This window comes from Megasphaera paucivorans (genome assembly GCF_900103535.1).
In the GTDB taxonomy this organism is placed as follows: Bacteria; Bacillota; Negativicutes; order Veillonellales; family Megasphaeraceae; genus Megasphaera_A; species Megasphaera_A paucivorans.
On sequence record NZ_FNHQ01000008.1, the window covers coordinates 88,482 to 102,380 of the forward strand.

11 protein-coding genes and 1 pseudogene are annotated in these 13,899 nt (G+C 37.6%); 11 read left to right on the forward strand and 1 reads right to left on the reverse strand.

Annotated elements, in window-relative coordinates; translation table 11 throughout:
• Positions 1-26 precede the first annotated feature (26 nt).
• The 11 genes from BLR11_RS05310 to BLR11_RS05360 all read left to right on the forward strand — a co-directional run bounded on the left by BLR11_RS05310 (position 27) and on the right by BLR11_RS05360 (position 13,512).
• On the forward strand, positions 27-539 hold the full coding sequence (locus BLR11_RS05310; RefSeq protein WP_091649017.1) for a ferritin: 513 nt from the start codon (positions 27-29) through the stop codon (positions 537-539).
• A gap of 30 nt (positions 540-569) precedes the next feature.
• Entirely contained in the window at positions 570-1,115 is a 546-nt protein-coding gene (locus BLR11_RS05315; protein ID WP_091649020.1) for a glutathione peroxidase, read from the forward strand.
• 536 nt (positions 1,116-1,651) lie between these two features.
• A complete protein-coding gene (locus BLR11_RS05320; RefSeq protein ID WP_091649022.1) occupies positions 1,652-3,967 on the forward strand; it encodes an autotransporter outer membrane beta-barrel domain-containing protein in 2,316 nt (771 codons plus the stop codon).
• Positions 3,968-4,224: 257 nt separating this feature from the next.
• Positions 4,225-4,809 carry a tetratricopeptide repeat protein gene (locus BLR11_RS05325; protein ID WP_091649025.1) on the forward strand — a complete coding sequence of 195 codons (585 nt, stop codon included), beginning with the start codon at positions 4,225-4,227 and terminating at the stop codon, positions 4,807-4,809.
• A gap of 68 nt (positions 4,810-4,877) precedes the next feature.
• Complete coding sequence (locus BLR11_RS05330; protein WP_091649028.1) at positions 4,878-5,693, forward strand: amidohydrolase family protein; 816 nt, start codon at positions 4,878-4,880, stop codon at positions 5,691-5,693.
• Positions 5,694-5,881: 188 nt separating this feature from the next.
• Positions 5,882-6,514, forward strand: coding sequence for a site-2 protease family protein (locus BLR11_RS05335; protein WP_091649029.1), 633 nt, complete (start codon positions 5,882-5,884; stop codon positions 6,512-6,514).
• A 386-nt stretch (positions 6,515-6,900) separates the two neighbouring features.
• Complete coding sequence (locus tag BLR11_RS05340) at positions 6,901-8,613, forward strand: GGDEF domain-containing protein (protein ID WP_143006402.1); 1,713 nt, start codon at positions 6,901-6,903, stop codon at positions 8,611-8,613.
• Between the two features lie 138 nt (positions 8,614-8,751).
• Positions 8,752-9,306, forward strand: a complete 555-nt coding sequence (locus BLR11_RS05345) for a hypothetical protein (protein WP_143006403.1) — start codon at positions 8,752-8,754, stop codon at positions 9,304-9,306.
• 140 nt (positions 9,307-9,446) lie between these two features.
• Positions 9,447-10,301 carry a zinc metalloprotease HtpX gene (htpX, locus tag BLR11_RS05350; RefSeq protein WP_091649070.1) on the forward strand — a complete coding sequence of 285 codons (855 nt, stop codon included), beginning with the start codon at positions 9,447-9,449 and terminating at the stop codon, positions 10,299-10,301.
• A gap of 151 nt (positions 10,302-10,452) precedes the next feature.
• Positions 10,453-11,781 carry an NCS2 family permease gene (locus BLR11_RS05355; RefSeq protein ID WP_091649046.1) on the forward strand — a complete coding sequence of 443 codons (1,329 nt, stop codon included), beginning with the start codon at positions 10,453-10,455 and terminating at the stop codon, positions 11,779-11,781.
• 18 nt (positions 11,782-11,799) lie between these two features.
• The gene (locus BLR11_RS05360; RefSeq protein ID WP_091649050.1) at positions 11,800-13,512 is read left to right on the forward strand and encodes an adenine deaminase C-terminal domain-containing protein; all 1,713 of its coding nucleotides are present in this window, start codon (positions 11,800-11,802) and stop codon (positions 13,510-13,512) included.
• Positions 13,513-13,711: 199 nt separating this feature from the next.
• Here BLR11_RS05360 and BLR11_RS05365 read toward each other — a convergent pair.
• Positions 13,712-13,891: pseudogene (locus BLR11_RS05365) on the reverse strand (transposase); the annotation flags it as partial.
• Positions 13,892-13,899: the final 8 nt, after the last annotated feature.

Here is a 13,899-nt window from a genome sequence, read left to right on the forward strand (position 1 = left end):
TTTAAACAGTAAGGGGAGAGATAAAAATGATAGATAAAAAAATAGCAGCATTGCTTAATAATCAAATTAACCTTGAATGGTTTTCAGCATATTTTTATTTAGATATATATGGATATTACATGGATCAGAATCTGAATGGGTTTGGTAACTGGTTTTATGTTCAAACGCAGGAAGAAAGAGATCATGCTATGTTGTTTACACAGTATTTGCTGAATAATAATGAACGTTTTGTTTTACAAGATGTAAAAGCTCCAAAAATTATTTTTACTGATTTTCGTGAACCGGCAAATGCTGCATTGCAGCATGAAAGAGCTATAACAAAATCAATTAATACTATATATGCGGCTGCATATGAACAGAAGGATTTTCGTACCATGCAGTTTTTAGATTGGTTTGTTAAAGAACAAGGGGAAGAAGAAAAAAATACGGAAGATGTCGTAAAACGGTATGACCTTTTTGGCAAGGATCCCAAAGGGTTATATCTTCTGGATTCGGAACTAGCTTCTCGTGTATATGCTCCGCCTACGTTGACGGTATAACTACTTTACATGTATAAAGGGGGAATTTTAATGACTGTGTATGATTATAAAGTTCAGAATATTGCAGGGCAGGAAGTATCTTTATCTCAGTATGCAAACAAACTTGTATTAATTGTCAATACAGCAAGTAAATGCGGTTTTACACCGCAGTATGAAGGCTTAGAAAAGTTATATCAGAAGTATCAAAAGGAAGGGTTTGTTATTTTGGGGTTTCCATCTAATCAATTTTTAGCGCAAGAACCTGAAAATAATGATACGATTGCATCTTTTTGCAAATTGAATTATGGAGTAACATTCCCTATGTTTTCAAAAATTGATGTACGTGGAGAACAGGCACATCCTCTTTTTAAGTATCTTACGGAACAAGCTCCTTTTCAAGGATTTGAACTTGATAAAGAAGGCGGTAAGGTAATTCAAAGTGTTTTGAAGGAACATTATCCAGATAACTTGGAAGGTAATGAAGTAAAATGGAACTTTACTAAATTTTTAATTGGCCGTGATGGCACTGTATTAGGAAGGTATGAACCTACTGTTACGCCAGAGGAACTGGATCCTATTATAGAAAAAATGATATGATTGTGTGTATGGAAAGTCTGTATTGTGGGCATAGCAGGTATACAATATGAACTTTGTTTTAGACGGAATATCCATAGTAATTGGATATTCCGTCTTTTTTTGTGGATGGAATAGACGGGAAAACTGTTTTGAAACTATTTTTTACGTAACATTGAATACGATGATATAAGGCTATAGCGTATAAAAAAATATATATATATAAATATTTATAATGCAAATCGGCAAAAATTAAAATTTTTATTATAATTTAATGAAAATTTTAATTTTTTATTATAAAAATATATAATTTATTAATAAAATATTGACTTAATTATTGTTTATGGATAAAATTAAACAATAATTAAAAAAAATAGTAATTTATTATTAATAATAAATTATATAATTATAATATTGGGAATATTTTTTTTACGTTTGTTCAAATGTACATTGTGACCGCGGTTTATTGTTGCTAGATTTATTTAAATTTTGAAGGAGAGGAGACATAATATACTGATAAATTTGCACTGATAAATCCGGGAACTTTAGGGAATGTTAATGTGGTAGCACAAGCTGGTGACGGTGGTAACGGCGGCGCCGGTGGTGTCGGGGGTGCCGGTGGTACTGGTGGCATTGGCGGTGCCGGCGGCCTTGGCAATTCGGAAACTGCAAATTTTACAGCACACTATATCTATGCTATAGGGGAACTTAATGAAAAATATCACGATAATGTTCAATATTCTCATCAGCAGCAACAGGCAGCAAAAGGTGACGATGGAGTTGCGGGTGCTGCCGATACTGCCGGAATTCAGGGAGCCGGCGGTAATGGCGGAGAGGCGCAGGCAGTCGGTATACTATTTGTCAACAGTAATGTATTGCTGAATGTTGATAATATCAGTGCCTATGCCAGAGCTGGCAGTGCTGGTTCTGGATCTGTTAATGGAACCAATGGGGCTAGTGCATTAGCGATTGCGTATCAGCAATTTGGCGGCACTGTTGTTTCCACTTCTAACGATACATTAACGATTGAGGCGCAGGCAGCTAATGCTTCTATCTATAATGCAGCATGTGGGATTGAACTTGTTAATGGAAATTTATCAATGAGTGCTGCTGGCAACATCAATATTGCCGCGACAACCGCGAGTGTACCTGAGACTAATAATATTATGCTGAATCAAGCGTATGGTATTTATACAGAAAATGCGACGCTTGATATGAAGAGTGCTGATGGTGCTATTACTATTATGACCAATGGAACATCAAACAGTACGAATTTTTCTGTATTAGCAGAAAACAGTACATTAAGTTTTGACAGTGGAACGAATTCTACTAACTTTATAGGGAATTCTGTTATTCTTGACAGTACACTGAACTTAAAATCCAATACTAACGTACAAGATAATGATAATAATAACGACGGTTCTTTGAATTTAGCAGGAACAACTGTTAATTTAACGAATAATCTGCAAACATTAGCGATAACCGGCGATGTAACATTGAGTGGCAGTACCTTGTATTTTTACGATAAAAATAATGTCGTAGATACATATGATACGACCACTGGCTATCGAACGATCCTGGCAGGAGGAAATTTGACAGAGGGTGACAATGTAAATAATGCGAATACTCTTTATATGCGGACGAATGCTATGGGTGCATATGGTGGTACAGCACAGACCGGTGATGTGATCCAGGTAAATGGAACAGCATCTGGTACCTATGATATTCATGTGTTTGATGAAGGAATGCGTAATGGGTATAACAATATATCCTATAATGGTAATTTCCTTCAAACCAATGCAGAGGTTGTTAATACGGTCGATTTAATTACCAGTACAGAAGGAAGTCAAACTACTACTGGGACTACGCAGACACAATACGATAATGCTGTTTGGAACTACACGTATGATGTAACTACACAAACAACAGGAGGTGTAACGCAGCTTGTAAGTGTTTCTGCAAATACTGTTAAGGCATCGAATGCTCAATATACTGCTCGTGATGCTAATAAAGCAGCAGCAGCAGCGGCAATTACCTTATTTGGTTCGGATGAAACCGTAACCGATCACTTGCGGGATATCCGTTCGGGTAAAAAAGAGGAAGGCGTTTGGGCACAATATACTGGCGGCAAAGTAGCCTTTGATGATGCATCTTTTAAATATAACGGCTTAGCAGTTGGATATGATCATAAAGTCGGAGAATGGCAGATAGGCTTCATGGGGAGCTATGCAAAAGGGGATACAGATCTTGCTAACGGAGACGGTACTGTGAAAGCAACTGCAGGTGGTGTATATGGAACGTGGCAGAATGGGAAAGGACATTATCTTGATTTATTAGCTAAAATAGGTAAGGTCAGCAGTGATAGTACTTCCTATGGAGGAACTATTCCCCAATCTCTAACCGGTGATTTCAGCAGTACTGCGATAGGTGTGAGTGCTCAATATGGATATCGTAAGCAATTAAAAAATGATACCTTTATCGAACCGATGATTCGTGCCAGCTATGTACATCTGGGTGGTGATGATTACAGCGTTGTTACACGAGACAATACGATGTCTGTTTCGAATGATGGGTTTAATACATTCCAGTTGCGTGGAGGAGTTTTGATAGGAAAAAATTTAGGAAATGATTCTAATGTATATGCTAAATTTGCTGTTTTGCATCATTTTGGAGGAAGTGTAGATACTCATATTTATGCTGATGGCAGAACAAATTATTTTAGTGATGATATTTCCGGAACTGGATTTGAATATGGCATAGGAACGAATTATAAATTGAATAAAAAATCGACGATATATGCAGATATTGAACGTATCAGCGGTGGTTCTATTACCAGAACATGGGGTATAAATGCCGGGTATAAGTATGTTTTCTAAGAATGGGTTACGTGAGTATATCTCAACTGAAATAATGTAAATTTGTTTATTTTAAACGGAATATCCATGGGAATTGGATATTCCGTTTTTTTTAATTGTTTAATTTTTTTACTATGACAAGTACTCTCTGTTGATTTTAAACATCGAAAACACAGGTTGTAATTTGATATACATTAGACATTGAGAGATAAAAATAATATAATAAACTCATAATGTCCGTAAATGGCAACTAATTAGAGAAGAAAAGAGGAATCATTATGGCAGAAGAAGCACATGCAGCGGAACAAGCAGTGCAATGTATTAAAAAAGGAAATTATGAACATGCGGAAACGATATATCGCCAATGTATAAAGGATGCGGAATCATTAGAAGAGAAGGCAGAAATTTATTATGCGCTAGGCAAAACATTATATCTTCTTGGAAAATCCTATGAAAGTATTGAAGCTTATAATTTTTTGATTAAGTGTAATGTTTCTTTGAATCCAGAAATGCTGAAAAATTATTTGGAAATTGTAAATAATCCGGATACCGAACAGATTCAACAATTTTACAGTAAAGTCAGTAACTATATTAAGCATATGGGAAATGCAGCTATGATTCATAATCAGGATATTGCAGAAAAATTTCGGGAGTCTATTTGTAAATATATGATATCTCTTGTAGGGGAAGAAAATGATAAAATCAGAGAATATAAGAAACGATATAACTTGATGGGCCAGCCTAGTGATGAGGAATTGCAGAAATATATCCGTCTTACGATGAAAATGGGGAATCAACTTTTTGACTTTATGATGCGGCAAGTTTTAGAAGAACATAATAAAATTGCTAGTCAAGTGAATTAACTACCCGGGTATAGATATGGATACACCGGAGAGTTGGATGAAAATTACGGAGGGTTACGCATATACATATGAAAATTATTGACGCGCATTTCCATTTTTGTGATTGGGAAAAATTCAATGAGATTGCTGTTGCGGCGGGGCACATAAATTCTGAAAAACATTTACGCCAGGCATATGCGGATAATGGTATTGTTCATGGTATTGTTATGGGAAATAAGACGTTGTCTCTTAGCGACCATATATATCCCAATTTTATGAGTTATTGTATAGGTCTCGACAGCACGATTTTTAATACAAAAGACATTGCATATCAGGTCGCGTTGGTGGAAGAACATTTAAAACGAAAAACTTGTGTGGGGATTAAACTGTATCCGGGGTATAATCATTTTTATGTGTATGAAGATTTCCTCCATCCCTTTTATGAGTTGGCAAGAAAATATAGTAAGCCGGTTGCTGTTCATACCGGGCTGACTGCAACTTCTGATGCACTGCTTAAATATAGTCATCCCCTTACGCTTGATGAAGCTGCGGTTAAGTATCCTGATGTGCAGTTTGTCATGTGTCATATGGGGAATCCTTTTCTGCAGGACGCGGTTACCGTTTTAGAAAAAAACAGCAATGTAGCTGCTGACTTATCAGGGCTTTTAGAGGGGAAAATTCACGATTTTTCGGCTTTTTTTCAAAAAAAACATGGATATCTGCAAATGCTGGATAACTGGCTGGCATATTTGGATTGTTATGATAGAATTATGTTCGGAACAGATTGGCCGTTGGCTAATTTAGGAGATTATATTATCTTTACTAAAAATATTATTCCCAAAGAATACTGGGATAATGTGTTTTTTAAAAATGCTAATACTATATATAAGCTAGGATGTAAATGAAGAACCGATTTGTAAAAAATTGATTTTTTACAGACGTATTCGTATATTCCGACTTGTAAAACAACAAAGAGTTCCACGCTGTTTATTATATTTGAAAATACATGGAAGGGTTACCGAACATATATTGTTATTATATGTTTTTTCATATATAATGTACGTTGTATATTCTTTTTTTTAGGAGGAATTCCATGTTTGGATTTAATATAATAGGTATTATTGCCGGTGTTCCCGGTTTGATTATTGCAATGGTCATTCATGAATATGCCCATGCCCGCATGGCCGATGTAATGGGAGATAATACTCCTCGGTTAACAGGCAGGCTGACTTTAAATCCATTGGCTCATTTAGATCCTATTGGATTGCTGATGTTGTTGATTGTACAGTTTGGATGGGCAAAACCGGTGATGATTACACCTAGTAATTTTCGTGATTGGCGAAAAGGAGAACTTTTTGTGTCATTGGCTGGACCGGCTGCCAATTTGCTTACGGCTTTCATTGCCTTGTTGCTTATGGTGATTTTTGTGAAATTAGGATTTCCTATGTCTTATGGGTTACACTTGGTTTTTTATTTGATTGTGCTGTACAATATTAATTTTGCGATTTTTAATATGATTCCATTGCCGCCGTTAGATGGATCAAAAGTATTGATGACATTTCTTCCTACGGAATGGTCTTATAAACTTATAAGTATTGAACGCTATAGTTTTTTGATATTAATTGGATTGATGATGACTCCTATATTGGGTAGTATATTAATACCCTTGCAGCGTCTGATATTGAATGTTTTTACGGCAATTATTTCGATTTTTATTACACTGTAGCTGTCCTTTAGGACAAAACCGCATGTATTGCTCTTTCAGCAATGCATGCGGTTTTGTTGCTTATTATAATAAACTTGCATAATATAGGCTGGTTTATTATAATAAAGTCAATAAAACTATTCTCTTAAGTTATATATAAATGATATAACGTATAGACGATAAGCATTATAGTGGAAACACATTGATATACGGGTTTTTGATGGAAAATTGATTTAACAGTGTAATAAAAATTATAATTGGGAATAAAAGTGCTGCTGTAGGCATGAAAGGATCGCTTGCAGCCTGTTTTATGGGGTGATACCGTGATGATGAAAAACCACTATCAGTGTTTTGAAATGTATTAAAAGAGAAAATATGCTGTCCGGAGAACCTGCTGGCAGGCATGTGTGATTACACAACCTGCTGCTTTAAAGCCGTCTGGCGGCAGATGTGGGAGTTGTAAGATGACGGTTCAGAGTATAGATTATAGATTACTGGATTATTTGAATAACATTATTTACAGTCCGGAAACGGCAATGTTGGATCGAGGTGGACTGCAAGAATCTGAAAATCGCCTGGCAGATACGATGGATGTGTTATTGAAATTTATTTTGGAAGAGCGAACCTTTGCTAATGAATTATCTTCCGGAAATATTCAACGAGTGAGAACGCCTTCACCGGAAAATACAATATGTGATCCGATTAAGTCCGTTTATAGAATGCTGCAGCATTTGATATGGCTGATGGATCGCATTACGGCAGGTGATTATGAGCAGCGTCTTCGATTTTCCAATGATTTATCCAGCTCGTTTAATGCTATGTTGGAACATTTGGTTAATTTAGCGTATTTGTCGTATCATGATCGATTGACCAATCTTTTAAATGTAGAAGGATTTGATGAGCATTGCAAAGTGTTATTAGAAAATTGGCCGGCAGATAATAAATATTTTTTAATCAGCATAAATATCAATGATTTCAGGAGATTTATTATGCTATACGGGCCAGAAAAAGCCGACTGGTTTTTAGTTAAAGTGGCCAATTTCCTGAAAGATATTTGTGAAAATAGAGAAATTTGTGCCCGTGTGAATGCTGATAATTTTTTATGTCTCCTGCGTGGCGAGTCAATTCATGAAATTATGATGCGTCTTCATGAGAATGAGCAAAAGATACATAACTACATTACGTTCCGGTCTCGTTTATTTCACTATGGAATATATGAAGTACGGGATATTCATGAAAATTTGAGGAAAATGCGTGCATATGCTATGTTTGCAGGCGTGAATGCATGCAGTAATGCCGATGGATTTGCCGTCTTTGACGGAATGCTCGCTAAACGGTATGCCTTGGAAAATTCTATTTTGCCTCTCTTTAGCCATGCATTGAAAAATAATGAAATCAGAGTATATTATCAGCCTAAGATAGATTCACGGCTCGATGTTATTGCCGGCAGTGAAGCATTGGTGCGATGGACCTTGCCTAATGGAGAGGTAATGCGTCCGAATCACTTTATTGATTTATTAGAGAAAAATAGTTTAATCGTTTTATTGGATTTTTACGTGTTGCGTAAGGTATGCCAGCACATACGGTCTCGCTTAAATCATCACCAATATATAGTACCTGTATCTGTTAATTTTTCAAGAGTACACATGCTGGATACAACCACTGTGCCGCAGATGGTATCTATACTGCAGGAATATAATGTTGATCCGCAATGGATTATTATAGAGATTACGGAACGTGTATTTTTTGAGCGGATGGAAAATATGATAAAGATGATTCAATGTCTTCGGAAAGCGGGATTCAGGGTCAGCATGGATGATTTTGGTTCATCCTATTCTTCTCTGAATTTTTTGAAAAATATTCCTGTCGATGAAATTAAAATAGATAAATTATTTTTTGATGATTTTGATACGGATGAACGGGTACGGTTATTATTAAGTGATGTGCTGACTATTGCCGACCATTTGCAGCTTGGTGTAGTTGCGGAAGGAGTTGAAACGGAAGACGCCGTTATTTTTTTAAAGCAACAGTCATATGTTATGATACAAGGATTCTATTATTATGCTCCTATGCCTGAAGATGAATATAACAACAGACTCGATGCGATCCATATCCACTGATTTTTTTTCGATCAGATAAATTTGTTTTGCAAGGGCATATCCTGTGGTATAATAAAAATAAGCAGTAATCTATTGATTGTATCTTTTTGAATTATATATGAAGAAATCAGCATATGAAAAGCGACAGGAGGCGGTAAGGTGATGAATAAAAAAGCTTGTATTATTTTTTGCAGCACTGTCTTTACGCTGAATGCCTTTTTTTTCTGCGCTGCATTTGACTATAATAAGGCTGTTGATGAAATAGCTGCAGATCCATTGACATCTTATAATACCGTATATCTTGGCATGTCTAAATCGGATTTTGATCTTGATTTTTCAATGCTGCCCGATTGGAATTTTTATAAAAATGAAACAGGGTTAACCGAAAAGGCAGAACGCGAAACTAAAATTGAGGGTACAACACTTCTGGAAGGGATAAAAATAACAACTGCTATTCCGGCTGGATCGGCTAAAGTTATTGCATTTGATTGTTATTTTAAAACAGACAATAAAAAAATAGCAAAGGAAATATATGACAGAGCAGTTTCAACTGTTTGGTCCGGCATGGAGGATATGCCGGTTGCCCAAGCATCGGATTTTGTTTTTTGGAAGCAGAAGGATATATCCATTGTGGTATCATATCGGTATGAAAAAGATGAAAATCAATATGTTATTACCATCCGGCGGTTTAATAATCGGATACTGAATCAATAGATATATAACTGCCATACAATGAGGGTGTGGGATTATAGTACACAGCCTATATATTGACAGGAAATTTAACCTCATATATAATACTCTTACGGTATATTTTTACCGCAGTAGCGTTTTAAGAATAGAGGAGACCTATAATGATGAACAGTTTGAAAACAGTTTTCTTGATGACGTTGCTGGCCGTTATCATGATGGCAATTGGGGGAACCTTTGGTGGCCGACAAGGTGTGTATATCATGTTCTTGATTGCTATGGGAATGAATTTCTTTTCCTATTGGTTCAGTGATTCTATCGTGCTGCGTATGTATCATGCGGAAGAAGTCGATTCATCGCATCGTTTATATCAAATTGTGGAGAATTTGGCACAGCGTGCGGATCTCCCTATGCCAAAGGTTTATATTATATCGACGGAAGTTCCCAATGCTTTTGCGACGGGACGGAATCCCTCTCATGCAGCGGTTGCGGCGACGACCGGTATTTTAGAAATGCTGGATAATGAAGAGATACGTGGCGTTTTGGCACATGAAATGTCTCATGTACTGCATAGAGATATTCTTATCAGTACAATCGTGGCTTGCTTTGCCAGTGCTATTTCTATGATAGCAAATATTGCTCAATGGGCAGCAATATTTGGCCGGGGCAGTGATGATGAAGAAGGCAGCAATCCGATTGCCCTGATAGCAACTATTATTATCGCTCCTATTGCAGCAGCTCTTATTCAAATGGCTATTTCTCGAACTCGTGAATATATGGCTGATGAAGAAGGTGGCCGTATGATTGATGATCCCCTGTCTTTAGCCAGAGCATTGGGTAAAATTGATAATTATGCGCATTATCGTGTTATGCCGGGAGCTACAAACGCTACCGCTCATATGTGTATTATAAATCCTTTCAGTGGTGTTTCCGGTGGATTAGTTAATTTGTTCAGTACACATCCTCCTACAGAAAAACGGATTCAAAGATTGCAGGAGCTGGATCGTAAACTTCACCATTAGACGATGTGTCTTTAATTTTTTGATTATAATATGGTATCCCTGCACCTATGGTGTGGGGATTTTTTTTGAATTAATTTATGGTATACAGTCGGTAATAGTACTATAATAGTTTAAAGCAACACAGTATTAGAATATGGAAGGGGGAACGTTGATGTATTCATATATTCAACGTATTTGTGAACAGCAGTTTCAACTTAAAGCATGGGGAACATCCGTAAGTACGGAAATTATCGCTGGGATGACAACGTTTGCAACGATGGCGTATGTATTAGCGGTAGTGCCAAAAATGATGGGAGAAGCAGGATTGCCTGCCGGAGAGATTTTAACGGCTATGGTCATGATGATTTTTTTTACTACATTGGCAATGGGGTTGTATACGAATAGACCGTTTGCTTTGGCACCCGGCATGGGCGGAGTAGCTATTTTTTCGATTACGCTTGTACAGTTGCAGCATGTCTCTGTAGGCATTGCCAGTGCTATCGTGTTTTTAAGCGGATGCCTGTTTCTTATTGTGACGGTGTTGGGAATACGTGAAGCCATTGTAATGGTGATTCCCAAAGGAATTAAAATTTCCATCAGTGCGGGTGTGGGAATGTTTCTTGCTGTTATTGGATTGCGCAATGCGAAGGTATTGGCGGCAAACGCGAGTAAAGTAGCACTTTCATTAGGCGATATTTCTCAACCTGTTGTTGTTTTAGCGGCTATGGGACTGTTTGTTCTTTTAGCCTTGGAAGCACGTAAGGTACGGGGAGCCGCTTTAATTAGTATAGTTATTGCAACGATTATAGGCATTCCTTTGGGTGTTACAAAAATTCCGGCTGCAATTTTTGCCGTTCCTTCAGGGATTAATGAAGTTTTTTTTAATTTTGATCTAATGGGAGCTCTTGACGTTCGATATATACCTTATTTATTTGTTTTTTTTCTGCCTGATTTTTTTTCCAGTTTCGGAACGGCTATTGGCATTGGCGGAAAAGCTGGATTTCTTGACAAAAATGGCGATTTGCCGGATTTGAATAAAATTTTCCAAGTAGATTCGATTGCTGCTACGCTGGGATCTTTTTTTACGATTCCCGTATTGATTACGTATCTGGAATCGGGAGCTGGGGTTGAAGCCGGCGGACGCACAGGTCTTACGGCGGTGACAACGGCAGTAATGTTTCTTCTTGTATTGGCAATTACTCCGGCAGCATTGATGATACCGGCAGCGGCGACCGCGCCTGTGCTGTTATATGTAGGTGTAAGCATGATGGCGGGTATGCGTAATTTGGATTATTCGGATATGGCAGAATATGTTCCGGCATTTTTGTGCATTGCTTTTACTGCATTTACTTTTAATATTGCCAATGGTATTTCTTTAGCATTTCTGGCTTATGTTATTATTAAACTAGCATCTCGCCGGTATAGGGAAATGACTTGGGGGCATTATTTGCTGGCATTATTGCTGCTATATTATTTTTATTCCATGGCCGGTGTAAAATAACCAGAGAGGAACTTTTACATGCAAATCGATTTATTGTTAAAAAATGCATATGTTTTTAATGTGTATTTTAAAAAATTTATAGTAGGCAATATTGCAATTTCCGGAGATAAATTTCTTTATATTGGAATAAAAAAACCTCCTGTCATACCTAAAAAGGTTATTGATTTGTCAGGAAGATATATAATTCCCGGGCTTGTAGATTGCCACATGCATATTGAAAGTACGATGTGTGCACCGCGTACATTTTCCAATTGGGTTGTTAAGAACGGTGTTACGACATTGATTGCGGAACCACATGAGATTGCAAATGTTTTTGGACTCGAAGGTATTACAGCTATGGCGCAATCTATGAAGGACGGACCGGCAGATATTTATATTGCAATTCCCAGTTCTGTACCATCTACGAATGCCTGCTTAGAAACAACAGGTGCGGAAATAGGAAGTGACAGTGTTGCAGCTATGCTGCATATGGATAAGGTGATTTGTTTAGGAGAAGTGATGAACGGACACGATATCATTGCTGGCCCGGACACTAAAACCAGCCGTCTTGTTCGACAGGTAAAAGAAAATGCTCCGAAATTTCCACTGGAAGGCCATTTACCACGATTTCTTGATTGGGATCTGGCACAAATTTTGTATAACGGAGTAAACTCTGATCATACGGACCAGACATTGGAAACGATTCGCCAGCGAATTGCCGGTGGTTGTTTTCTGCAACTTCAGGAAAAAACGATTAAACCGGAATTCATTCAGTATCTTGTAGAACATAATCTGTTTGAACACTTTGCGATTGTAACAGATGATACTATGCCGGATTCTTTTATGAAACGAGGCCATTTGAATTATCTTGTAAAAAAAGCCATGAAAGCAGGTCTTACACCCGAACAGGCAATATATGCGGCTACATATACTCCGGCCAGACGAATGGGATTGTCTGATAAGGGCAGTATTGCCCCAGGGAAAATTGCTGATTTTGTTGTTTTGGATGATCCAAGACAGTTTCATGTTCTTGCTACGTATTGCAGCGGCCGAGAAGTTTACCGGAGGAATGCTGTTCAGGAACCGGAAGAACGGGATACTTCATTTCCTTCGCATTTTTATCACAGTGTTCATGTGACTCCACGCACGGAAGATAATTTTACACTTCACGTTGAACAAGAAACGGGAAGTGTATGCTGCCGAATTTTGTGTGTTAGTAATAAAACTACATTTGTTCAGGAAGAAACAGCCGTACTTCCTGTGAAAAATCATGAAATCTGCTGGGAAGATAGTCCATATAATTTGGCTGTTGTTTTTGAACGTCATGGGAAAAATGGCGGTTGCGGGTATGCATTGGTCGGGGGTGCTGCTATGAAAAAAGGGGCTGCTGCCACTACGTATGCTCATGATCATCATAATTTGCTTGTTATAGGGCAAACTAAAGCGGACATGATGCTGGCAGCTAATACAGTTATTGAAAATCAAGGAGGATATGCAGCTGCTATTAATAACACGGTGACGGCGTTTGCAGCACTTCCTATTGCAGGAATCTTATCAGATCAGCCGTTAGATGTATTAGGGAAACAAATACAAGGCGTGACGCAGTCGTTGCAGGAATGGGGCTATGATCATCCTAATATTATTATGTCCTTGAGTACATTATCTTTGCCTGTCAGTCCAGATATAAAAGTAACGGATAAAGGTATTATAGATGTAAGTAAGCAAAAAATTCTTCCCATGATCCTAGACTGAATGACAAGGGGATGAAGTACTCCGGTAAGTATGTATATAGTATGTCCCTTATATGCAGAAAACACAATCAAAACTACCTGTATAACAGGTAGTTTGCTCTGCGGCTAGAAGCCTTATTACCTGCCTAGGCCGCAAGGGCCTATGGAAAATCCACCAACCGCACTACACTTACCTGCTGCCCCTCTCCGAGGGGCGCTTCTTATTTATAGGGGTTCCCCGTGAATGGATCTACCAGTTCTTTCAGTGTCATTTGGTCACACACCATATCTTCCTGTAACTGTTCTCGGATATATTGTGCTATTACCTTCTGATTTCTTCCCACTGTATCAACGTAGTATCCTTTACACCAAAATTTTCTGTTTCCGTATCGATATTTTAATTACCCAT

Bases quoted from the DNA above. Each gene is read 5' to 3' on its own strand.
- htpX (WP_091649070.1), top strand. From the start codon at position 9,447: ATGAACAGTTTGAAAACAGTTTTCTTGATGACGTTGCTGGCCGTTATC.
- BLR11_RS05335 (WP_091649029.1), top strand. From the start codon at position 5,882: ATGTTTGGATTTAATATAATAGGTATTATTGCCGGTGTTCCCGGTTTG.
- BLR11_RS05355 (WP_091649046.1), top strand. From the start codon at position 10,453: ATGTATTCATATATTCAACGTATTTGTGAACAGCAGTTTCAACTTAAA.
- BLR11_RS05330 (WP_091649028.1), top strand. From the start codon at position 4,878: ATGAAAATTATTGACGCGCATTTCCATTTTTGTGATTGGGAAAAATTC.
- BLR11_RS05360 (WP_091649050.1), top strand. From the start codon at position 11,800: ATGCAAATCGATTTATTGTTAAAAAATGCATATGTTTTTAATGTGTAT.
- BLR11_RS05310 (WP_091649017.1), top strand. From the start codon at position 27: ATGATAGATAAAAAAATAGCAGCATTGCTTAATAATCAAATTAACCTT.
- BLR11_RS05325 (WP_091649025.1), top strand. From the start codon at position 4,225: ATGGCAGAAGAAGCACATGCAGCGGAACAAGCAGTGCAATGTATTAAA.
- BLR11_RS05315 (WP_091649020.1), top strand. From the start codon at position 570: ATGACTGTGTATGATTATAAAGTTCAGAATATTGCAGGGCAGGAAGTA.